The organism is Marinomonas lutimaris (assembly GCF_019426345.1).
GTDB classification, from domain to species: Bacteria; Pseudomonadota; Gammaproteobacteria; order Pseudomonadales; family Marinomonadaceae; genus Marinomonas; species Marinomonas lutimaris.
On record NZ_JAHLLW010000002.1, the window covers coordinates 16606 to 39778 of the forward strand.

The 23173-nt window shown below is 42.9% G+C and carries 16 protein-coding genes and 1 pseudogene; 14 read left to right on the forward strand and 3 right to left on the reverse strand.

The genetic code is table 11. The features are described from left to right. Positions 1–51 precede the first annotated feature (51 nt). The 10 genes from KPL72_RS03040 to KPL72_RS03085 all read left to right on the forward strand — a co-directional run bounded on the left by KPL72_RS03040 (position 52) and on the right by KPL72_RS03085 (position 11958). On the forward strand, positions 52–1581 hold the full coding sequence (locus KPL72_RS03040) for a xylose ABC transporter ATP-binding protein (protein ID WP_219701823.1): 1530 nt from the start codon (positions 52–54) through the stop codon (positions 1579–1581). Further along, positions 1574–2704 carry a sugar ABC transporter permease gene (locus tag KPL72_RS03045; protein ID WP_012069570.1) on the forward strand — a complete coding sequence of 377 codons (1131 nt, stop codon included), beginning with the start codon at positions 1574–1576 and terminating at the stop codon, positions 2702–2704. The genes KPL72_RS03040 and KPL72_RS03045 overlap by 8 nt, the downstream gene beginning before the upstream one ends. Before the next feature lie 193 nt (positions 2705–2897). Beyond that, positions 2898–4346: a xylulokinase gene (gene xylB, locus KPL72_RS03050; RefSeq protein WP_219701824.1), complete on the forward strand. Its 1449-nt coding sequence runs from the start codon at positions 2898–2900 to the stop codon at positions 4344–4346. 159 nt (positions 4347–4505) lie between these two features. Then, the gene (locus KPL72_RS03055) at positions 4506–5687 is read left to right on the forward strand and encodes a XylR family transcriptional regulator (RefSeq protein WP_219701825.1); all 1182 of its coding nucleotides are present in this window, start codon (positions 4506–4508) and stop codon (positions 5685–5687) included. Positions 5688–5920: 233 nt separating this feature from the next. Further along, on the forward strand, positions 5921–6934 hold the full coding sequence (locus KPL72_RS03060; protein ID WP_219701826.1) for a substrate-binding domain-containing protein: 1014 nt from the start codon (positions 5921–5923) through the stop codon (positions 6932–6934). Positions 6935–7273: 339 nt separating this feature from the next. Then, a complete protein-coding gene (locus tag KPL72_RS03065) occupies positions 7274–8218 on the forward strand; it encodes a D-ribose ABC transporter substrate-binding protein (protein WP_212918570.1) in 945 nt (314 codons plus the stop codon). Positions 8219–8271: 53 nt separating this feature from the next. Continuing rightward, on the forward strand, positions 8272–8886 hold the full coding sequence (locus tag KPL72_RS03070; protein ID WP_219701827.1) for a DUF2291 family protein: 615 nt from the start codon (positions 8272–8274) through the stop codon (positions 8884–8886). Beyond that, entirely contained in the window at positions 8886–10406 is a 1521-nt protein-coding gene (locus KPL72_RS03075; RefSeq protein WP_219701828.1) for a sugar ABC transporter ATP-binding protein, read from the forward strand. The genes KPL72_RS03070 and KPL72_RS03075 overlap by 1 nt, the downstream gene beginning before the upstream one ends. 1 nt (position 10407) lies before the next feature. Next, on the forward strand, positions 10408–11472 hold the full coding sequence (locus KPL72_RS03080; protein WP_219701829.1) for an ABC transporter permease: 1065 nt from the start codon (positions 10408–10410) through the stop codon (positions 11470–11472). 45 nt (positions 11473–11517) lie between these two features. Further along, entirely contained in the window at positions 11518–11958 is a 441-nt protein-coding gene (locus KPL72_RS03085; RefSeq protein ID WP_219701830.1) for an RbsD/FucU family protein, read from the forward strand. 105 nt (positions 11959–12063) lie between these two features. On the opposite strand, the gene xylA is transcribed toward KPL72_RS03085, so the two are convergent. Beyond that, positions 12064–13383 carry a xylose isomerase gene (gene xylA / locus KPL72_RS03090; protein WP_219701831.1) on the reverse strand — a complete coding sequence of 440 codons (1320 nt, stop codon included), beginning with the start codon at positions 13381–13383 and terminating at the stop codon, positions 12064–12066. 519 nt (positions 13384–13902) lie between these two features. On the opposite strand from xylA, the gene KPL72_RS03095 reads away from it, so the two are divergent. After that, positions 13903–14388, forward strand: a complete 486-nt coding sequence (locus KPL72_RS03095; RefSeq protein ID WP_212918576.1) for a GNAT family N-acetyltransferase — start codon at positions 13903–13905, stop codon at positions 14386–14388. A gap of 118 nt (positions 14389–14506) precedes the next feature. On the opposite strand, the pseudogene acnA reads toward KPL72_RS03095, so the two are convergent. Both acnA and KPL72_RS03105 read right to left on the reverse strand, forming a co-directional pair. Next, a pseudogene (acnA, locus tag KPL72_RS03100) lies at positions 14507–17250 on the reverse strand (aconitate hydratase AcnA). Between the two features lie 416 nt (positions 17251–17666). Beyond that, the gene (locus tag KPL72_RS03105) at positions 17667–18791 is read right to left on the reverse strand and encodes a helix-turn-helix transcriptional regulator (protein WP_219701832.1); all 1125 of its coding nucleotides are present in this window, start codon (positions 18789–18791) and stop codon (positions 17667–17669) included. A gap of 165 nt (positions 18792–18956) precedes the next feature. On the opposite strand from KPL72_RS03105, the gene KPL72_RS03110 reads away from it, so the two are divergent. From KPL72_RS03110 to KPL72_RS03120, 3 genes are read left to right on the forward strand one after another with little or no spacing between them, the layout of a single operon-like run. Beyond that, positions 18957–20495: an ankyrin repeat domain-containing protein gene (locus KPL72_RS03110; RefSeq protein ID WP_219701833.1), complete on the forward strand. Its 1539-nt coding sequence runs from the start codon at positions 18957–18959 to the stop codon at positions 20493–20495. A 33-nt stretch (positions 20496–20528) separates the two neighbouring features. Next, positions 20529–22373: an alkaline phosphatase D family protein gene (locus KPL72_RS03115; protein WP_219701834.1), complete on the forward strand. Its 1845-nt coding sequence runs from the start codon at positions 20529–20531 to the stop codon at positions 22371–22373. Positions 22374–22421: 48 nt separating this feature from the next. Continuing rightward, complete coding sequence (locus KPL72_RS03120; RefSeq protein ID WP_219701835.1) at positions 22422–22910, forward strand: hypothetical protein; 489 nt, start codon at positions 22422–22424, stop codon at positions 22908–22910. Positions 22911–23173 lie beyond the last annotated feature (263 nt).

Sequence of the window (23173 nt, forward strand, 5' to 3'; positions counted from 1 at the left end):
TAATGTATGGCGCTCAATTGAGCGCCATTTGCTTTTCATAAGGGTGTAAATATGAAGCAAACATTATTGGACATGCGTTCCATTGTAAAAAGCTTTTCGGGTGTTCGTGCCTTGAATGGCGTGAGCATTCAGCTTGATCGTGGTGAAGTCTTGTCTATCTGCGGTGAAAATGGTTCGGGTAAATCGACCTTGATGAAGGTGTTAAGCGGCGTATGGCCGTTTGGTTCTTACGAAGGAGAAATCTTCTTTGAAGGTAATCTTGTAAGAGCATCGACAATCCGAGATACCGAAGCGTTGGGTATTGTCATTATTCATCAGGAATTGGCACTCGTTAAAGAATTGTCGGTGATGGAAAATATTTTTCTTGGTAATGAGCTTGGGTCTTTTGCACGGCTCAATGACGAGGAAATGCATCGTCGTACGTCGGAATTATTAGCGCGAGTGAAACTAGACGTATTGCCCGATACGCCAATACGTGATCTTGGTGTGGGTCAGCAGCAATTGGTCGAGATTGCCAAGGCGCTGAATAAAAACGTCAAACTGCTGATTCTTGATGAACCGACTTCGTCTTTGACGACAACGGAAATCGACATTCTATTGAACATCGTCAGCGAATTGAAACAGCAAGGTATTGCGTGCATTTATATTTCTCATAAATTGGATGAAGTATTGGCCTTGTCTGATTGGGTCACCGTGATTCGTGATGGTGACCATATTGATACCAAAGTAGCGGCTCAGCTGACACAAAATGACATCATCAGCATGATGGTTGGGCGAGAGCTAGACGAGCTTTTTCCAAGAGAAGAACATGACATTGGCGAGGTGGTTTTACGTGTCAAACACGCCACCGCCAAACAAGCTGGCGCGACCCGAGCGCAAGTCGAAGATGTCAGTTTTGAATTACGCCATGGGGAAATTCTCGGCATCGCGGGCTTAATTGGTTCTGGCCGTACCGAGCTGATGCAGTGTCTTTATGGTTCTTACGATGGTGACTATGAAGCAGAGATCGAGCTAGAAGGGCGAATCATCAATATTCGTTCCCAGCGTGTGGCGTTAGAAGCGGGCATTGCCATGGTGCCAGAAGATCGAAAACGTCATGGTATCGTGCCCATTATGAGCGTCGGCCGTAATATTACTTTGTCTGTATTGGGCCAATATTCTTCTTGGTTTGGTGCTGTGAACGAAGACAAAGAAAGTAATGACATCGACGATTATATTGAGCAGCTAAAAGTCAAAACCGCGTCCGCTGATTTGTCGATTAAAAACCTCAGCGGTGGCAACCAACAAAAAGCCATTATCGCCAAATGTTTATTAACCCATCCCAAAATTCTGATTCTCGATGAGCCAACTCGCGGCATCGACGTGGGCGCAAAATATGAGATCTACAAGTTGATGTTTGCTCTCGTCAAACAAGGTATGTCCATCATTATGGTGTCGTCTGAATTATCCGAAGTGATTGGTATCAGTGACCGAGTATTAGTGATGCATGAAGGGCGCTTGAAAGGGCAATTTGACTATCAAGGTTTGACCCAAGAAATGATTATGAATTGCGCGATCAAAGAAGGTGTAGCGAATGTTTAAAACAATAAAAACCAGTCAATTACAATTGTTTGCGATGTTAGCGGCGATGCTGCTGATTGTCGTCTTCTTTTCTATTGCGACCGATGGCGCGTTTATTTCGCCACGGAATATTTCGAACTTGATTCGTCAAACGGCCATTGTGGGTGTGCTCGCTATTGGCATGGTGTTTGTCATCATCAGTGCCGAAATCGATTTGTCGGTTGGTTCTATGATGGGCTTATTGGGTGGGATTGCAGCGATTTTGGATGTTTGGTTTAACTTTCCGATTTTACTTACCGTGTTAGTGACCGTCGTCGCAGGTTTGGTTTTAGGCTTGTTTAATGGCTGGTGGGTGGCGTATCAACGCGTGCCATCTTTCATTGTTACCTTGGCGGGAATGTTGGCGTTTCGTGGTATTTTGGTGGGTTTGACTGACGGCGCCACGGTTGCACCAACGTCCAGCTCGCTGGCGATCATTGGCCAAAGCTATATTCCTTCCGGTTGGGGCATCAGTGTTGTTGGCTTGTTGTGCCTAGGTTTGGTGGCAAAAGTGTATGCTCGACGCAAGGCAAGAAAACAACACGGGGTTGAAAACAAAGCGGCAAAGTTTGAATACGCAAAAGCTTTTGTCGCGGTCGTGGTCTTGCTCGTTTTGCTCTATGCCTTAGAAAGTTATCGAGGCATTCCAACGCCTATTTTGATCATGGGTGGATTAATTCTTATTGCCACTTATGTTGCTAAGCGAACTGCGTTTGGTCGTCGTGTGTATGCCATTGGCGGCAATATCGAAGCGACTCGCATGTCTGGTGTGAACGTCGAACGAACCAAAATGTTGGTGTTTGGTTTTAACGGCATGATGGTCGCTGTAGCGGCTTTGATACTGACTTCTCGGCTTGGTGCGGGTTCTCCAGCAGCCGGAAATATGGCGGAGCTGGATGCCATTGCCGCCTGTGTGATTGGCGGAACCAGTTTGGCAGGCGGTGTTGGTGCAGTGTTTGGAGCCATCATGGGCGCGCTTATTATGGCGAGTTTAGACAATGGAATGAGCATGCTCGATGTACCGACTTTTTGGCAATTAATCGTCAAAGGCATGATTTTATTACTCGCTGTTTGGCTGGATGTGAAAACCAAGAAAGCACAGTAAAACTTCGTGCGCGAAGGTTGGATAGGTTTCGTAGGCCTGATGAGGGAGGTACGACCGTGATCAGGCGTGAGACGTTACGTATACCGTTAACCGTCAGATCACGCCTTCGTTCCTCGGCTCATCTGACCTACAAGATCCACAGAAGTCGTTTAGCAATAATTATGACGATTAACAAGATGAAGGATATTTTTTAATGTATATAGGTATCGACCTCGGCACCTCAGGTGTCAAAGTGATTTTAATGGCTGAAGATGGTCAGGTAACAGCCAGCTGCTCATCGCCTTTGTCAGTATCTAGACCATTTGATCTTTGGTCAGAACAAAGCCCAGAAGACTGGTGGCAAGCCACGGACTTAGCCATGTTGCAGTTAGCGGCAGAGCATGATTTGCAGGGCGTTAAAGCCATTGGCTTATCGGGCCAGATGCATGGCGCTACATTATTGGATAAAAAAGGCGATGTATTAAGACCTGCGATTTTATGGAATGACGGTCGTTCCCATGAAGAATGTTTGTTATTACAAAGGCGCTGCCCAGAAGTGCAGGCGATTACCGGCAATTTGATCATGCCAGGTTTTACCGCGCCTAAGTTGCTTTGGGTAAAACAGCACGAGCCAGAGATTTTTGGGCAAATCGCGAAAGTGCTGTTGCCAAAAGATTACCTGCGCTTTCGCATGACGGGCGAGTTTGCGACCGATGTATCCGATGCCTCTGGTACCTTATGGCTAAACATGGAACAACGCTCTTGGAGTGACACCATGTTGAGCGCCACAGGATTAACGGCAGAGCAAATGCCAAACGTATTTGAAGGATCTCAAATCACTGGTGTGATTTATGACGATTTAGCAAAACACTGGTCTATGCCGATTGTTCCTGTTGTGGCGGGTGGTGGCGACAACGCCGCTGGCGCTGTGGGTATGGGGATTATATCGCCTGAGCAAACCATGTTGTCGCTTGGTACATCAGGAGTTATTTTTGCAGTAAGTGATGGTTTTACGGCCAATCCAGCCGCCGCTTTGCACAGTTTTGGACATGCTATTCCTAATACTTGGCACACTATGTCGGTGATGTTGAGCGCCGCGAGTTGTATTAATTGGGTGACGAAATTAGCTCAGTTTAGCAGTGTAGAAGCCGCTTTATTAGCGGCTGAAAATCGAATGGATCACGACAATAGCCTCACTTTTTTGCCGTATTTAAGTGGAGAGAGAACACCACATAATGATCCCAATGCGAAAGGTGTATTTTGGGGAATGACCCATGAAACCACCGCAGCGGATCTTGTTCATGCAGTACTGGAAGGTGTGACTTTTGCTTTGCTAGATGGCTTAGACGCGGTACGTTCTGCACAAAATATCAATGAAAGTATTGATGTTATTGGAGGTGGTGCGAAAAGTACTTATTGGTTACAGATGTTGGCAGATGTGTTTAATGTGCCAATGGATTATCGCGAAGGTGGTGAAGTTGGCCCAGCATTAGGCGCTGCCCGACTGGCGGCGATAGGTTATCAAGGTCAAGAGACAGTAAGCGAAGTATGTACAAAACCCGCGTTAATTAAGCGTTATCTGCCGAACCAGACAGGTGCTGCTCTATATGCCGAAAAACGCGAACGTTTTCAGGCGTTATATCAAAGATTAAAAGGGCTTTAATCAGTAAGAGCGGTGTCTTATGACGCAGCTCTTTTATTAAAACTTTCTTTCATTACGATTTCTGTCATTCCTTTTCTGATTTTTATCATTCTCTAGAACTAATGGACTCTCAGAGAGTATTATCGAGCCAGCAAAAATAAAAATTAGAGACGCTTTTGTATGTTTGAGAAACGCTACCGACTTAATCTGGTGTTCAATGCTAATAAGGTTTACGACCGACAAGTCATTGAAGGCATTGGTGAGTATTTACAAGCCGCGCAATGTGACTGGGATGTTTACTTTGAAGATGATTTCCGCTCTCGCCTTGATGCGCTAAAGCATTGGAAAGGGGACGGCATTATTGCCGATTTTGATAATCCAGAAGTCGAAGAAATCTTAAAAGATACCAGTATTCCAACCGTGGCAGTTGGTGGTTCTTATCATCATAAAAAAGATTACCCTCGTTTGCCTTATGTGGCGACGGATAACGCGGCATTAGTGCGTTGTGCGTTTCAGCATTTGAAACGCAAAGGGCTGCCTCAGTTTGCCTTTTATGGCTTACCAAGTACGGTTTACAGTCGTTGGGCCAGTGAGCGAGAGCATGCGTTTGTGGAGCAAGTTCGCTCTGACGGATTTGAACCTCATGTCCATCAAGGTTTCTGCACATCGGCTGAAATCTGGGAAACTGCTCAACACGAGCTAGAAACATGGTTGACTGATCTTCCTAAACCCATTGGCATTATTGCCGTCACGGATTCCCGCGCACGTCATTTATTACAAGTCTGTGATCATCTGAATATCCTCGTGCCGGAACAAGTTGCCATTGTTGGGATCGATAACGAAAGCATGGCGAGATACTTAAACCGAACTGCTTTGTCTTCTGTTGAACAAGGAAGTAAGCAAATGGGTTATGAAGCAGCAAAAATGCTGCATCGTATGTTGTTAGGTTTTTCCGTTGAAGACTCACTGGTAGTGGTAGATCCAATTGGCATTACCGAAAGACAATCGTCTGATTATCGTGCTTTGCACGATCCTTATGTCATTCAAGCCATGCATTTTATTCGTCACAATGCGTGCCGAGGAGTGAAAGTGGCGCAAGTAGTGGATTACATTGGTATATCAAGAACTAACCTAGAAACCCGCTTTATCGACGAAATTGGCTGCTCAATGCACGAACAACTGCACATGACCAAGTTTTACCGAGCTTGTGAATTGATCACTTCAACCAATTTGCCGTTCGATGAAATAGCCCGAACCTGTGGTTATCCATCGGTGCAATACATGTACACAGTGTCACGCAAAAACTTGGGTATGACGCCAGGGGAATACCGAGTGTCATCGCGTCTTGGTAAAGAATCTTAAATGGTATTTTCCAAAATCGAGCGCCCAAAAAAATAGGCAAATCAGACATTAGAAAAAACTCTTGATGCATTTTATCGATGTCGTTAAGTATACTTCCTGAAATGGTATTAGATTCTAAGTGGTTGTTTTCCTGATAAAGACGAGCGGTAAGCGCTTGATCTATTTATCATTGTTTGGAAAACTTGGCGGCTAAACAATTCAATCAAAACGATTCATGAAAGGGGAGTGTAAGTTTGTCTGCAACAATCAAAGACGTTGCGTTACGGGCTGGTGTATCGACAACTACCGTATCTCATGTTTTGAATAAAACGCGTTTTGTAGCCAAGACGACACAAGAACGTGTTTTCCAAGCCGCTGAAGAGCTGAATTATGCTCCGAGTGCGGTGGCACGCAGCTTAAAGGTAAAAAATACTAAAAGCCTTGGTATGTTAGTCACCACCACCTTGAATCCTTTTTTCGCCGAATTAGTCAACGAAGTAGAGAAGTGCTGTTACCGAGAAGGTTACAACCTTGTGCTTTGTAATACCGATGGTGAGCTCGAAAAAACCAATTCTTACCTGCGAATGCTGACGCAAAAACGTGTTGATGGCATTTTGGTTATGTGTTCCGCCTATGATGATTCGCTGTTTAGCTCTTTGATCGGACAGCGTAATTTGCCTATGGTTGTCATGGATTGGGGTCCATCTGACGATTATGTGGATCGTATACAAGATAACTCGGTGAAAGGCGCGCATTTGGCGATTCAGCATCTAATTGAACAAGGCCATAAACGCATCGCGTACATTGGTGGTCCGTTAGAAAAGTTGCCCGCGAAGCAGCGTTTAGACGGTTTTATTGAAGCCATGGAACAAGCAAATCTGGCCATTCAAGACGACTGGGTGATTGAATCTGACTTCGAATTTGAAGGCGGTAAATTAGGGATGCGCCAATTATTATCTTGTCAGAATTTACCTAGCGCGGTGTTTGTTGGTAATGACGCCATGGCGATGGGGGCTATGAGTGAAGCACAATTATCTGGTGTTAAAATTCCACAGCAATTGTCTATCATCGGCTATGATAATTGTATGTATTCTGCTTATTTTAGTCCGCCGCTAACCACCATCAATCAGCCCAAAGAGCGGTTAGCCGAATTAGCGATCAGCACTATGATTGAGCGGATTGAGAATCCTCGTCAAGAAGGCAAAATGATTATGTTGGAGCCGAACTTGGTGGTTCGTTCGTCGGTAGCTGCTGTTTCTGCAAAATAGCTCCGATTTCTTGTTATTTTCTGTGTATTTTACTTTCAGCTTTTTGAAGTCTCTGCTCGGTTTTAGACGAAAAACTCGTTTTAAGATTGAGAATAGAGCTTGTAAGAAGTCTTTTTATACAGAAAAGTCCTTATAATTCAGTTGCTTGATTTTTTGTAGTTAAATTACACCATATGTTCATGCCTTTATTGTCTTAACCGTTTGATAAATATGATTTTTTTCTTATCGGTCAAGAATTTATTGACAAGCTCCATACGCTTAATATAAAAATAGCAAACGATTACGCAATCGTTTGCTATTCGAATATTTTAATAAAAATAAGCATACCGGAGACATACAATGAAAAAGAAAACCTTCTTGAAATCTTGCCTTGCCGCAACATTATTGACCTTGGCTAGTACCAGCGTTTTGGCTAGTAACGGTTTGATTGCCATCATTACCCCATCTCATGACAATCCATTTTTTAAAGCTGGTGCTGAAGGCGCGGATGCGAAAGCAAAAGAATTGGGTTATGACACCTTGGTTGCTTCTCATGACGGTGATGTAAATAAACAAAACCAATTGATTGAAACAGCGATTGCTCGTCAAGCCAAAGCGGTTATTTTGGATAATGCTGATGCAGACGCAAGTATTGGTTCACTAGAGCGTTTGAAAAAAGCCGGTATCCCAGCTTTCTTATATGACCGTGAAATCAATAAAACTGGTATCGCTGTCACTCAAATCGTATCGAATAACTTCCAAGGTGCTCAGCTTGCAGGTGAAAAATTTGCCGAGTTGATGGGCGACGGTGGTCAATACGTTGAGCTGGTGGGACCAGAGTCAGACACCAATGCGCAAGTACGTAGCGAAGGTTTCCACGACATTCTTGATAACTTCCCAGAATTCAAGATGGTTGCTCGCCAATCTGCTAACTGGAGCCAAACTGAAGCATTCAGCCGTATGGAGTCAATTTTACAAGCGAATCCAAATATCAAAGGCGTGATCACTGGTAATGATTCTATGGCTTTGGGTGCAGAGGCCGCATTGCAAGCAGCTGGCCGTAAAGATGTTTTCATCGTAGGTTTTGACGGCCTAGATTATGCGCGTGATTCCATTCTTAAAGGCTCTAACATCAAGGCAACCATCATGCAGCCAGCTTACGCTCAGGCACAACGCGTTGCTGAACAAGCAGATCTATACATTCGTACCGGCTCAACAGGATTGCCAGAAAAACAATTAATGGATTGTGTATTGATTGATAGTTCTAATGCGAAAAATTTAAGCAACTTCGCTCTAAAAAAATAACAACCTGACTCGAAGCTCTCATTTTTGAGAGCTTCGGCTCCTTGGGTATCATTATGTCTTATAAAAAACTCTTTCAATTTATCGGGCTCATTGCGTGCCTTAATTTGCTGACAGCCTGTACCGTTACGGACTTAGACGCTGACGGCAATCCTATTATTCCTAAAGACCCTAATGCCGTCGTTAGCTTCGCAGACTTCAGTTTGTCTGAAGTGGCCGATCAGCTTTGGGAGCCAAAAGTCTTCCCTGAAGCGACACAAGAGTTCACCCCATGGGAAAGTATTAAATCCCAGTTGGATGCGCAGCAAATTAACACCAAGCAAAGCTTTTTTGTCCGTTTAGATGGCACTATCGAAAGTGTTGATTTAGGCAAAATGAGAGGTGCGATAACGATTAAAGTGGGCGATACCAATATCGATCTGCAAGTTGGTCGCATCATCAAAGGCAATGCCATTCGTGACGCGTCTAAATACGTTTTGTTCGATGATTTTAAAAACCAGATTCGTTTCGCTCAAATCTCACGAGAGTTTAATAATCGTGCCATGGCATCGGTTGGCGAGCCAGATTCTAGTTGGATAGGCGAAAAAGCCACGGTCATTGCAGCGATTACCATAGATCAAAATACCATCAGCGATGCTGTGCCAATACAGATTACTCGTGGAGGCAAATGATGAGCCAAGCTAACGCAGACGTCGTCATTCGCGCTGAAAAAATCTCCATGATTTACCCAGGCACTATCGCGTTAAACGAAGTTGATTACCGAGTTTATCGCGGCAAAGTGAACGTCATCATCGGCGAAAATGGCGCGGGTAAATCCACCTTGATGAAAATTCTGGCGGGTGTTCAGCAGCCAAGCAAAGGCACCATTTATCTAAACGATGAAGCCGTGTCTTTCCAGCATACTCGTGATGCGGCTGCCAAAGGTATTGGTATGGTTCACCAAGAGCTGAATTTGTTTGGCAACTTAACCGTCGCTGAAAATATCTTCTTGGGACGAGAAAAACAGCATGGTCTGATGCCGCTTGATACCGCTGAGCAACATAGAGTCACGGCTGAACTAATGGCGCGCCTTGATCAAGACATCGCACCATCAGAATTGCTGTCTAACTTGAAAGTTGGCCAGCAGCAGTTGATTGAAATCGCCAAAGCCTTGGCTGATGAAGCAGACGTGTTGATTCTGGATGAGCCGACGTCTGCGCTGAGTAAAACCGAGGTCGAGTTGCTGTTTAAAGTCATTCGAGACTTAACCGCTCAGGGCGTTTCTATTATTTATATTTCCCATCGTTTAGAAGAGTTAATGGCGATCGGCGATCACATTACGATTTTACGTGATGGGCATTTTCAGTCTGAAGCGGAAGTCAAAGACATCGATGTGCCGTGGATTGTCAGAGAGATGTTGGGTAGCGACCCTGTGTCTAATTTCTTGAAACCGGGTCGTGAATTTGGCAAGCCAGTACTAGACGTAAAAAACATCAAGCTGATCAACGAAATGGGTCTTACTTTGGTTGATGATGTATCAATGGATGTGAAATCCGGTGAGATCGTTGGCGTTTATGGACTCATGGGCGCAGGTCGAACCGAACTAATGGAATGTCTACTTGGTTTACAAGAATACTCTGGCGAGGTCGAGATAGCAGGACATAAAGTGCCAGCCAAAATGGATACCAGTGATCGCATTCGTTATGGGATTTGTCTTGTTCCTGAAGATCGTAAAAAGAACGGCATTTTCCCCATTTCGTCAGTGAGCAATAACATGACGATTTCTAGCTTATGGCGTCGACTTAAGCATCGTTTTTCGATTGATGACAAAGCCGAAGCCGAAGCGGTAACGTCCGCCATTGGTGATTTGTCTATCAAGGTGTCTTCTCCTGATATTGAAATACGAGCATTAAGCGGTGGCAACCAACAAAAAGTGGTGATTGGTCGAACCTTGTTAACCAGTCCGAAAGTTTTGTTATTGGATGAGCCAACTCGCGGCATTGATATTGGTGCCAAAGGCGATGTGTTTGAAATGATGGTAAAGCTATCTGAACAGGGGATTGGTGTGTTGTTTTCGACCTCCGACCTCAAAGAAATCATGGCTGTTTCTGATCGCATTCTGGTGATGTCCGGAGGCAAATTAACCGCCAATATCGCTCGTTCTGAAGCAACAGAATCTGCACTTGTGTCAGCAAGCGCGCAAGGACTTTAATATGAAAACTTCTCAAAATACTGCATCTCAACAATCGTCTGTTTTCTCTGGCGAAAGCTTGTTATTACTTGCACTAAAAATGCGAACCTTTATTGCGTTATTTTTAATTCTGGCGTTCTTCACCTTCATGGTACCGGGCTTTTTGGCGGCAAGTAGCGTGGTCATCATGGTTAAGCATATTGCCATCAACGCCTTTTTGGCACTTGGTATTACCTTCGTCATTATTACTGCAGGCATTGATCTTTCAATCGGCGCGATTCTGGGTTTTTGTGGCATGGTCGCAGGTTGGTTGATTACCAAAGGGATCGTGTTGCCAATGTTTGGCATTGCTATCTTCCCAAGCGTTTGGTTGGTTGTGCCTATTGTCTTGGTTATCGGTGGCTTGATTGGCGCGATAAATGGCATCTTGATAACGCGTTATAACGTCGCGCCTTTCATTTGTACCTTGGGCACCATGTATATCGTTCGTGGCGCGTCCATGTTGTTGTCTGGTGGTGAAACTTTTACCGGTTTGTCTGGAAATGAACAACTTGGCAATACGGGTTTTGAATTGATTGGTTCTGCTAAATTATTGGGTCTGCCTTACGCGATTTGGATGATGTTTATCCTAGCTGGTGTGATTGCCTACATCGCGAAAAGAACGCAATTTGGTCGCCATGTTTTTGCCATTGGTGACAACGAACATTCTGCCGAATTGTCTGGCGTGAAAGTTCGCAGCGTCAAAGTTTGGGTTTACACCATTTCAGGTTTTTGTGCAGCGATTGCGGGCATCGTTGTATCTTCGCAATTGGTCGCGAGCCACCCTGCAACAGGTGTCTCTTTTGAAATGAACGCCATTGCCGCAGTGGTATTAGGTGGAACCTCTTTGGCTGGTGGCCGCGGCACCATTATGGGCACGCTAATTGGCGCTTTTGTTATTGGTATTTTGGCCGATGGTTTGGTGATGATGGGCGTGAGTGAATTTTGGCAAATGGTGATTAAAGGTGTGGTGATTATTCTAGCTGTCATCATCGATCAAAAACAAAGTCGCTTGCAGCATAAAGCCGCCATCGTGCAGCAAAAATAGATTATCAATATTTGCTTTCAGCCTATCTGTAATTAGGGAAAAAACATGCTAAAAAATATAGATCCTTTGTTAAGTGGTGAATTACTGAACGTGTTACGCACCATGGGCCACGGTGATGATATCGTTTTGGTTGATCGTAACTTTCCTGCGGCTTCTATGGCGGCTGGAAAGCCCGTTATTCGCTTAGATGGCGTGAATGTCATTCAAGCTGCCAAGGCGATTTTATCGGTATTGCCATTAGATACTTTCGTTGATCAACCAGTGACGCGTATGCAAGTGGTTGGCGAAGACAAATCGGTGATGCCAGAAGTACAGCAAGAGTTCGCTGCTGTACTAAAAACCGCTGACAGTGATAACGCTGAAATGGGCTCGTTAGAGCGCTTTGCTTTTTACGAAGCGGCTAAACAAGCCTATGCTTTTGTTGTGACTGGCGAAGGCCGAGGTTACGGCTGCTTTCTATTGAAGAAAGGTGTGATCTTTTCTTAATATTTTTCGTAAAATTAAGTAATAAAAAACACAGGTCAGCTTTCGTTGGCCTGTGTTTTTTAGTTTTAAGCTGTTTAACTTTTATCTAACGGCTTATTTGAACTCTTATTTAAAGATGTAGCCATTCACCATGTTTTCTAGCATTTCTTGGCGACCAGAAACTGGTTTAGGATCGATGTTATTTTTCTCAGCATATGCCGCAAGGTCTTGCAAAGTATGCTTGCCAGCTAAAATGTCTGCACCCAAAGAGTCGTTCCATTTCGCATAACGTTGATCAACAATGTTCGCCAATTTTTCATCTTCGATCATTTTAACCGCACGTTCTAATGACAACGCCAAGGTATCCATTGCGCCAATGTGACCGTGGAATAAATCCTCCAGATCCATCGACTGACGACGTAACTTGGTGTCGAACATGTAACCGCCCGTTTTGAAACCGCCAGACTTTAGAATCTCATAAGTAACAAGCGTGTACTCTTCTACACTGGTTGGGAATTGGTCTGTATCCCAGCCGAGTTGCGCGTCGCCTTGGTTGGCGTCGACGGAACCAAGAATGCCCAAGGAACAAGCCGTGGCGATTTCATGATGGAAGCTGTGACCCGCCAAGGTCGCGTGGTTGGCTTCAATGTTGACCTTGATCTCTTTTTCAAGGCCAAATTCTTTTAAGAAGCCATATACCGTCGCAGTATCGTAATCGTACTGATGCTTAGTAGGTTCCGCTGGTTTTGGCTCGATCAATAAAGTGCCTTCGAAACCAATTTTGTATTTGTGCTCAACCACCATTTGCATGAATCGACCAAGCTGCGCGCGCTCGCGTTTTAGATCGGTATTCAATAGGGTTTCATAGCCTTCACGGCCGCCCCATAGAACGTAGTTTTCACCTTTGAGTGCTTTGGTGGCATTCATCGCGTGAAACACTTGAGTCGCCGCGTAAGTGAAGATCTCAGGATTCGGGTTGGACGCTGCGCCAGACATGTATCTTGGGTTGGAAAAGGCATTGGCTGTACCCCATAATAATTTCATGCCAGTGGCTTCTTGTTTTGCTTGTAGAACCTCGACCATTTGCGCAAAGTTATTAATGTATTCTTTGATTGAACGGCCTTCTGGGCTGACATCCACATCGTGAAAGCTGTAGTAGGGAACACCCAGCTTTGTGAAAAACTCAAACGCCGCGTCGGTTTTTAGCTTTGCCGCTTCCATTTCTGATGCAGCTTTAAACCAAGGGCGATCAAAAGTATTCGCGCCAAAGACATCGCTACCTTGCCAGCAGAACGTGTGCCAATAACACACCGCCACGCGTAAATGCTCTGCCATGGTTTTACCCATTAGCATCTTGTTCGCATCGTAATGTTTGAAAGCAAAAGGGTTGCTTGAATCCGCGCCTTCGTATTTGACAACGGGCACAGTTTTGAAAAAATCGCTCATATCAGAACTCCAGACTATTGTTATTTTTTATCCCTACGAATGATTGTTTGTTTAGGTGATTGCTTCAATTACGAAATTTTCTGAGCGCGTTATTGAATTTGTCGGGGAGGGTGGGGCGAATAGTGAATAAGTACTAGGGGCTAGCGGCCATGTTACTTGTAAGAGTTGCCTTACTCCTTCACACAAACATAAACCGAGTTAGTTGATTGTCCGCTTTGAAACGGGTTGTCAAGGGGCAATAGGTGGGAGTCGACGCTTGCGAATACGCCGTTTGGTTTCAGCTGTTCTGCCATGCGTGCTAGGTTTTCTGTGGTGTAGACGCCAGCGTTGCTTGGGTTGATAAATTCCGTTGGGGAATAGTCGAAGAGAAAACCAAGTCTCTCACCTTTAGAAGCCAGTAATAGCAAGGGGTTGGGTTTTACTTGGTGACTAAATGCTGCAAATAAAGCTTCTGTTTTTGTAAAAATGATGAATACTGAATAGGTGAGTTTGTTTTGTCTAGTATGAATTGGAGTCGTTATGTCTTTCTTGGTGTCAATGTCAAAGCCCTTTTTTGCTTCTTATATCGAAGAGCTGATCGTACAGTATGCACGAGAAAATGTGGAATCTGGCCGCTGGCAGAAAACAGGATCATTAACTCGATCTAGGCGTGATATCGAAAGACTGTTACCGCGTGGTATAGAAACAGATAACAATCATTTTTTTGAAATGAAAGTACCTGAAGTGAATGAGACAGTCGGTATGATATGGCTGTCGTTAGAGAACAGCAGCACCACGAGTACGGTGTTTATTTACGATTTAGAAATCAAGGCAGAGCATCGCCGTCAGGGTTATGCCAAGCTTGCTCTAAAGGAAATAGAAGATTTTGCGGCAACGCATAATATCGTTAATATTGGCTTACATGTGTTTTCTCACAATAATGCCGCACAAAACTTATACGCTGAAATGGGTTATGAAACCGTTAGCGTTAATATGGTTAAGAAAATTGGCCAAACCAAAGTTTGATTTTCAGAGATAAACTTGTGAATGATAAGTAAGTCAGCCTAGCTCATTACTGAGCTAGGCTGATGGAGTTTGTTTCTAAATATAGAGCGGTATATTTCTATAGGTAATGCAGGGCAGGTTAGTTGAGCATGCCGCGTAATACGTATTGTAAAATACCGCCATGTTTGTAGTAATCCCACTCTTTAGGTGTATCGATTCTTACATCTGCGCTAAAGCGTATTTCTTTTCCGTCGCTATTGGTTGCCACAATGGTAACTTCATCGGTTTTGTCGTGCAGCTCATTAATATCAAATTGCTCTTGCCCTGTTAAACCGAGCGATTCATGGCTGTCACCGTCTTTAAACTGCAAGGGCAAAACGCCCATACCAATTAAATTAGAGCGGTGAATTCGTTCATAACTTTCTGCAATTACAGCTTTTACACCCAACAATAATGAGCCTTTAGCCGCCCAATCCCGCGATGAACCAGTGCCGTATTCTTTACCCGCTAAGATAATAAGTGGCGTATTATTTTCTTGATACTTCACTGCCGCATCGTAAATACTGGCTAGGTTATTGTCAGGTTGAGTGCGAGTAACACCGCCTTCTGTGCCAGGAGCCAGTAGGTTTTTTAGTCTTACATTGGCAAAAGTCCCACGTACCATAACTTCATGGTTGCCTCGGCGAGAGCCATAAGAATTAAACTGCGCTTTTTCTACGCCGTGTTCTTGCAGATACAAACCGGCTGGAGAGTCGGCCTTAATCGAACCCGCTGGAGAAATATGATCGGTGGTGACGGAGTCGCCCAGTTTGGCTAAACAGCGAGCACCTTTAATGCTTGGAATGCCCGGAGGATCGATGCTCATGCCATCAAAAAAAGTGGCTTTTTTGATGTAGGTGGACGCGTTGTTCCAGTCATAAAGTTTACCATCTGGTATTTGAATTTGCTGCCAGTGGCTGTCGCCTTCGTATACGTTGGCGTAGCTTTTGGCAAACATGTCTTTGGTAACGGTGTTTTTAACGAGATCGCTGACTTCTTTAACACTAGGCCAAATGTCTTTCAGGTAAATGTCTTTACCGTTCGCGTCTTGCGTTAGAGGCTCCTTGTAGACATCTATATCGGTACGGCCTGCAATGGCGTAGGCGACAACAAGGGGAGGAGAGGCCAGAAAGTTCATTTTCACGTCTTGGTGAATACGCCCCTCAAAGTTTCGATTACCAGATAAAATAGAACTCACGATGAGTTTGTGTTTTTGGATGCGTCGGATATCTCATTCGCTAATGGGCCAGAGTTACCAATACAGGTGGTGCAACCATAGCCGACGAGGTTAAAGCCAAGACTTTCTAGATCATCCATTAATCCGGCTTTTTCTAAATAGTCGGTCACGACTTTAGAGCCTGGCGCCAATGAGGTTTTTACCCAAGGTTTGACATTTATACCCAGTTGTTTGGCTTTTTGAGCGACTAAGCCTGCCGCTAAAATAACACTTGGGTTTGAGGTGTTGGTGCAGCTGGTAATGGCAGCAATCACACAGGCACCGTCATTCAATTCAAATTCTTGGCCTTTAAAGTTGACGACGGCTGCGCCTTTTATTGGCGCTTCATCAACGGATTCATCAGGATGAATGGCTGGGCCTTCACCTTCTATTCTGGCTTGTTCTTCACTGCTTTTATTTTGACGAGTCATTCTTTCGTCTTGAAAGCCTTTTAGATGATCTCGAATAATGTCACCCGCTTTATCAAGAGCTATTCTGTCTTGTGGTCGTTTAGGGCCGGCGAGACTAGGTACAACATCATTCAATTTAAGTTCAAGTTTATCGGTATAGTTGGCTTCATCGCCATCATTGCGCCATAGGCCTTGGTGTTTTGCGTAGTCTTCAATGAGGTTAAGCTGCTGTTCATCGCGGTTTGTTAGACGAAGATAATTAATGGTTTCATCATCAATAGGGAAGATCCCGCAGGTTGCGCCGTATTCTGGTGCCATATTCGCAATAGTGGCTCTGTCGGCAAGTGGTAAGTCGGCAAGGCCGTCGCCGTAAAATTCGACAAACTTCCCAACCACACCATGGCTACGAAGCATTTCAGTGACAGTAAGAACGAGATCTGTTGCTGTGGTGCCTTCAGGTAGGCGGCCACTTAATTTCACACCGACGACCTGAGGGATTAGTAAGCTAATCGGTTGTCCAAGCATTGCGGCTTCGGCTTCAATGCCGCCTACACCCCAACCAAGCACGCCTAAGCCGTTAATCATGGTGGTGTGCGAATCAGTGCCCACTAGTGTGTCTGGGTAGGCAAACTTTTTGCCATTACGCTCTTCGTTAAATACCACGCGAGCTAAATATTCTAAGTTTACTTGGTGAACAATACCTGTCGCTGGTGGCACGACTTTCAGGTTATCAAAGGCGGTTTGTCCCCAGCGCAAAAACTCATAGCGTTCTTGGTTTCGTTCGTATTCCAGTTTGCTATTTAAATTAAATGCCGCTGCATTGCCATAACCATCGACTTGTACAGAGTGGTCAATAACCAGTTCGGCTGGTGATAGCGGGTTTATTTTTGCAGGATCGCCGCCCAGCTTTTCCATGGCATCGCGCATGGCGGCTAAATCGACAATGGCAGGGACGCCGGTAAAGTCTTGCATGACAACACGGGCAGGGGTAAAAGCCACTTCGGAGGAGGGTTTCGCTTGAGGATCCCAATCTAATAACGCTTGGATGTCTTGCTCTTTAATATTAACGCCATCTTCGTTACGTAGTAGATTCTCGAGTAATATTTTTAAAGAAAACGGCAGTTGCTTGGCTTTGTCTCCAAGCCCTTTCAAGGAATGAATATGAAATTGCTCGCCATTAACAGTGATCTGTTGCTGGGTGTCGAAACTGTTGTTCATTTTTTTCCCCTTTGATTATTAGACAGATAGCTTAAAAAACCTCTACAGTGTGATGTGTTGATAAATTGATGTTGGTTAAGAGTGTAGCAGCACTTTTTTACTTACACGACCGCATGGCGCCAGTACTCTAAGGTTTCATGGCTGAAAATCGGTGTATGAGTCGGATGTCATTGAAAAGAATCTTAATTTTTTCGCATTAAATTGTTACAGCAATAGTAAAACGCATGGATACAATTGTACTATTTGCCACAGCATTCCTTGGATTGGTTACTAGATTCCGTTCTGAAAGCGAAAGTCATAATCAGGTTACATAAAGAAGAAGTAAATAAATTGGAAGATGAAAAGACGAATTGGGCGGTTTGTCCAGAATGTCAGGGGCGTGGTAAGTTTAATATGAAATTTGGCGTTGGTTGAGGTTATTTTAAGATATTGAAGGAGCTCATAATCAGAGTGCGAACAAGATCTGTTTGTGAGTTTACCTGCACTTTATTAAACACACTTTTTAGTTGGCTTCTGACTGTTTGCACGCTGATACTTTTCAAGCCTGCGTAGTCTTGTAGGGATAAGCCGTTTGTTAAGGCTAGCGCTAATTGAGTTTCAGAAGTTGTTAAATTATAAACATCTTTTAGTACTTCTTGTGACATGTGTGAACAAAGGTCAGGATGAGAAATATACATCAAAGCAATATTTGATGTTTGGTTTTTATCTCTTAAAATATCTAAACTCTGCGCTCTTGAGTTGGTAATCGTTATTGATAACGGTGTCATATTGTTGTTATTTTCTAATTGTAACGAAGTCGCTGAAATCTTGCCGTCAAGAATGTTTTGTACTTTTGATTTAAGTGTTTTTTGGGATGATGTCTTGTCAGTGAATAATTGTTTGTTTTTTATATGAAGGCCAAATACTTTATTAACTAAAGATGTTGCTAAGTCGTTGATGAAATGAACCTTCAGATCAGTATCGATTGCAATTAAGCCAAGCGGAACTTTAGCTAATGCACTGCTAAGCACTTCTTTTTTTTCATACAGTTTTTCAAGGGTGTCAGAGAAATAAAATACTCTACGAAAATGAGGGTAAAGTCGTGCTAATACCTCTAGTTCCTTGTCATTAAATTGTTCTTGATCCATCGCTCTATGAATGCCAATGCCAACGAAGTATTCCGTATTGTTGCAAATATTTAAAGCGCTTATGTAGCCGACATTATTAGGTAATAGTAATTTTTGATAAAATTCTGGATGATCTATTTTTGATATTTTATGATCGATTGCTCCAAGCGCGGTCCCTTCGGGTAAAGCTTTCATGATGGTTCCAGTTGCATCATGTACGCCCAATTTTTCTTGGTATTCAGGAGAAAAATCACTCGGTACACCATAACTTCCCAAGACTCGATAAACATTTTTATTAAATTTAATAAAGAACAGTCCAGCGCTTTTTGCTTTGATTGTTTTGCAGAGTACTTCTAGGACAGTGTCCCAATCTCTATGCTCAAATCCGCGTTCATAAATCATATCGACTAAATCCAGTAATGTGCTTTCTTTCATTTTGTATGTATTCCTATCAGAGGACGATATAAATCAGAACTTACCCTATATAGGGTATGACCAAAATAAAGTTGATGTTTATATTTGTAAATAAAGCATTTTATTGTATTTTTCTTAGCGTTTTTAAATGATGTGGATTTAAGTCAGTAGGTATACGAGGTTTACATGATCAGAAATTGGCAGTTATGGACAAAAATTTTACTTCTTTGTGTTGTTGTATCTGGATGTTCATCCAGAAAAACTTATGTAGCACCTGTTGAATCATTTTCTATATTAAAAAATACGGTTATATCAGGAGATAAAGTCGCCTTTGATAATGAGTTATCTAGATTATTGTCGACCGTGGGTGTGTCTGGAATACAAGCGGGGGCAGTCGGAGAAGCGATAGATAAGAATCGTATTGCTATGCTTACCGCCATGTTAGCTGCTGGTGTTGATCCTAATGGTCGTTTGATTAATGGTGAAAGTTTTTTATGGGAAGCATCTAAAGTTGGTAATGTAGAAGCTATTCAACTATTGATTGCAGCAGGTGCAGACGTTGAATATAAAACCAAGATAATGAGTAATATTGGGTCTGGTGTTGACGCCAATTCACCATTATTGATTGCTGCTGAACGAGGTCGTACGTTTGCGATGGCGGACTTACTTGCAGCGGGTGCAAATCCAAATGTTGTAACAACGGGAAGTTCTACTTCATCGCGTAAATCCCCATTACATCGAATTTTTTCGCACTACAACAAGTCCGATCCTATTTTGCAGATGGAAATATTATTAGCTGCTGGAGCGAATATAGATTATAGCGATGATAATGGTATGACAGCATTGATGCATGCAGCTCAATTCTGCAATGCCGATGCGATTAGTTATTTACTTTCTCACGGTGCGGATGCCTATTCTCCAAGAATTGGAAAATACAGCACATTAGATTATGCAATTAATAAATGTGGTGAAGGTTCAAGAGCGGCTAACTTGATTCGTCAGGGTGGCGGTACTCTTAATAAAAGTGCTAACGATGATGATGGGCTATTTGGCAAAGTATTTGCGACAGCAGTGATTGGCGGTATGGCAGTCTCATCAGGTATATCAGCTAATGATGCGGCTCAGGTGATGACAGCCACAACTAAAGATATTTGGAGCCAAGATGGTGAGAAAAATAATCTTGCTGCACTTAAACAATCTTTAGCTCAAACGTCCCAGATATCAGATCCAGCTAAGCGTTCCGTTGTTGAGCGACGCATCTATGCCCCCAATCTTTTAATGGCAAATAAAGAAGCGCTTCAAGTGGTTCGAAATAAGCAAATGAAGCAAGCTGGTAGCGCAGTGGCTGATGATGATTCATGTCAATCCATGAGCGCAAATATTCAAGCTATTAAGAGTAGTACTGATCCTAGTTTACAAGCCTCTTACGAGCATCTAAAAAATGCATATGATGAAAGTTGTCGTCCAACTGGCAATGGTTCTGCGGCATCTGTTAAAGAAAATTATTTCGATGTCGTCGGAAAAGGAGAGTTGGCGAGCTGTGGAAAAAGTAACGAAGATCAAGTCGAATTATTTTGTTTGAATGCAAAAACTTATTATCTTGAATACAGCAAGCAAGTAGGAAAATCTGCACCAAAAGCAACGATTGATAGCTTTTATAAAGCACATGAAAGCAGCGCTGCATTGTATATTAAATTATTAGATAGACTGAAGGTTAATAAATGAATTTGAACTGATTGGAAAATAGGGTGATTTATTATGGCAATTATCTGCGGGCCAATGGTTAGGCATACAACTCGTGAAAAAATTAATATATGGCAAGTTTTAGATCATGAGTTTAATGAGATAAACCTCGCTGTTTATTCATCATTACAGAGCCTTGATAATATTGCTTCTGAGGTGTCACGTCGTGTTGTGCAGCTTGGCTCGTCCTGTTTTGCTGTAATGCTATCAGCCACCATAGCACCATCAGACTCCAATGAAGTTATTTATTATGATGTCATTGTAGATGGCGAAGGCTTGGTAGAAACAGGGCTTAATCAACTGGTTTGTTTAGAGGGAGAAAAACTACCAAGTGTGATGATACCCAAGCAACATCGTTATCTTTATCAAGCGTCTTGCCGTAAACCTCACGATAAACAAGGTATTGATCATTTGGCTGAAATGGCTGATTTACTCAAAGATGCTTTAGGCAAAGAGACAAGGCCTAGTCAGCTGTATCTTACAGGCGATCAAATTTATGCGGATGATGTGTCGCCAATATTACTGCAATCTTTTCAAGCCGTTCGAGAGGCTTTAGGTCTGCCCCATGAAATGATGTATACCGATAAAAATGACTCTTTTGATCCAGATAAAATGCATTTAGATGGTCGGTGGCGTAAGGCTAAACGAAAATTTGGTTTTACTTCAGGAGAGAAAAGGTCCCATCTTTTTAGCTTTTCTGAATACTTTTGCATGTATTTATTCAGTTTTGGTGCCAGTTTACCTAAGCAAAGATTTGCCAAATACAAAGCGCTACAGCCCAGACTGACATCGCTACGACGTAAAGATGATAGGGAATATCATTATAGTTCTATGCAATACGAAAATGAAAAAGTGGTTTTGGAACGATTCGTGCTTACGGCAACGAGTCAGGTTCGTAAAGCGTTGGCTAACATTAGTGTGTATATGATGTTTGATGATCATGACGTGACGGATGATTGGAATTTAACAGAGGAAAATAAACATAATCTTTCTAGTAGTTGGTTGGGCAAACAGGTTTATGTTAATGCTTTGTCTGCCTACGTTGTTTGTCAGCATTGGGGGAATCAGCCTGATGATTTTAGTCCAACAATGCAGCAAAATATCACGGCCTTAGCAAAGCATCCTACTCAGGAAAATCATAAACCCTTAGAAGTGCTATTTAGTAAGTATTGGGGATATTTATTAGAGCAAACACCACCAACACTGGTATTAGATACTCGGACCCAGCGAGTTTATGATGGTGATAACCTTGAGTTGATGTCTGAGCAACAGCTTAATGCTATAGGCGAAAAACTTGCCCTTTTGCCAAAAACATCCGCGTTAATATTGGTTTCTCCTACGCCAATGTATGGTTTTAATGCTATTGAGGCTGCTCAACTTAGTCCGCTATTAACAAAGCTTAAGGCTTTTTCTGATAGAGAACCGTGGATTGCGAGCGAAAAAGCACTTAAAAATTTACAGGATGCTTTGTTGAGAACGCCTGACATAAAGCATGTCATTATTTTTAGTGGCGATGTGCATTATGGCTTTCTGCGCAGGCAGCATTTAGCAGATCAAAATGTAACATGTTGGCAATTTTGTAGTAGTGCTGCCTGTAATTCACCTGTTGGTGGTAATGTCGGCTTGTCTTTGGCTTCTGCTATGGCGAAGCATTTTTACCATGATGACACAAAATATCTAATGCCGAATGGTAAAAGACCTCATTTTTTAACTTCAGATAAAAATATTGGGGCTTTGGAATTAGATATCGTGAATATGGTACTTGTTCCTGTTAAAGCAACCCTTCATTGCTGCTCCGCTTCCGGTGAAATTTATGAGAAATGCTATGATTTAACTGATTGCCATGAATACCCTTCATAGTGTTGGCGATTGGTTAATGTTAATTAGGCCGTGTTGGAAGGTGATGCCATGTCAAATTTTGAACCTAACTTGATTATTGCGTCGAGCGCTGTGATTGTTTTGTATGTTGGTGCGTTGAGGTTGGCTTTTCGTTTTCAAGAGAAGTCACATGATTTGCCGATTAACCTCGCTTTAATGTTAGTCGGAACTTGTGTAGGTTGGCTAGCTGGGATATTAGTCACGCCCTATGAAGGACAAGAAACTCAATTTTCAAAATATGCTGCAGGCCTAGGTCTCTTTGTTTCAGGGTATCTGGTGAGTAAGGTGGATGCGGCCATCGTACATGTTCTTAAACCTGAGGTGCTGTTTACTCCTATAATTGGCTTTAGGGTGCTACTAACAATCGGTTCTATAGCGTTGGCTCTTGTGCTGGCATCATCAATACGCTTCTACTCTCATACTTGTGTGCAGTCGGTTAATAAAGCATCGGAAGTTGTGGAAGATAAAATTAAAAGTGAATGTAAACGTGTCGTTTTGATTCTAGACAAAAGCGCTTAGTTATGAGCCTGCCATTATTTAAGTAGAACTTTAATATAGTCAATTTTTCAGAAGTATAATAACTATCATAGTAATTAAGTCCTTATTCTGGTTTTTCTTTTAGGCTCCTATCCACTGTATCGGTTACTATTTCTTTTATAGAAAGACGACATCATTAGCTTTTTTTAAAGCACATCAAGTGGAAAATTAATCAAGTGGTAAGTGAAGCTAGGAGTTGGACAGCTTGTCCAGAATGTCAGGGGCGTGGTAAAAGAAGCCGTAGG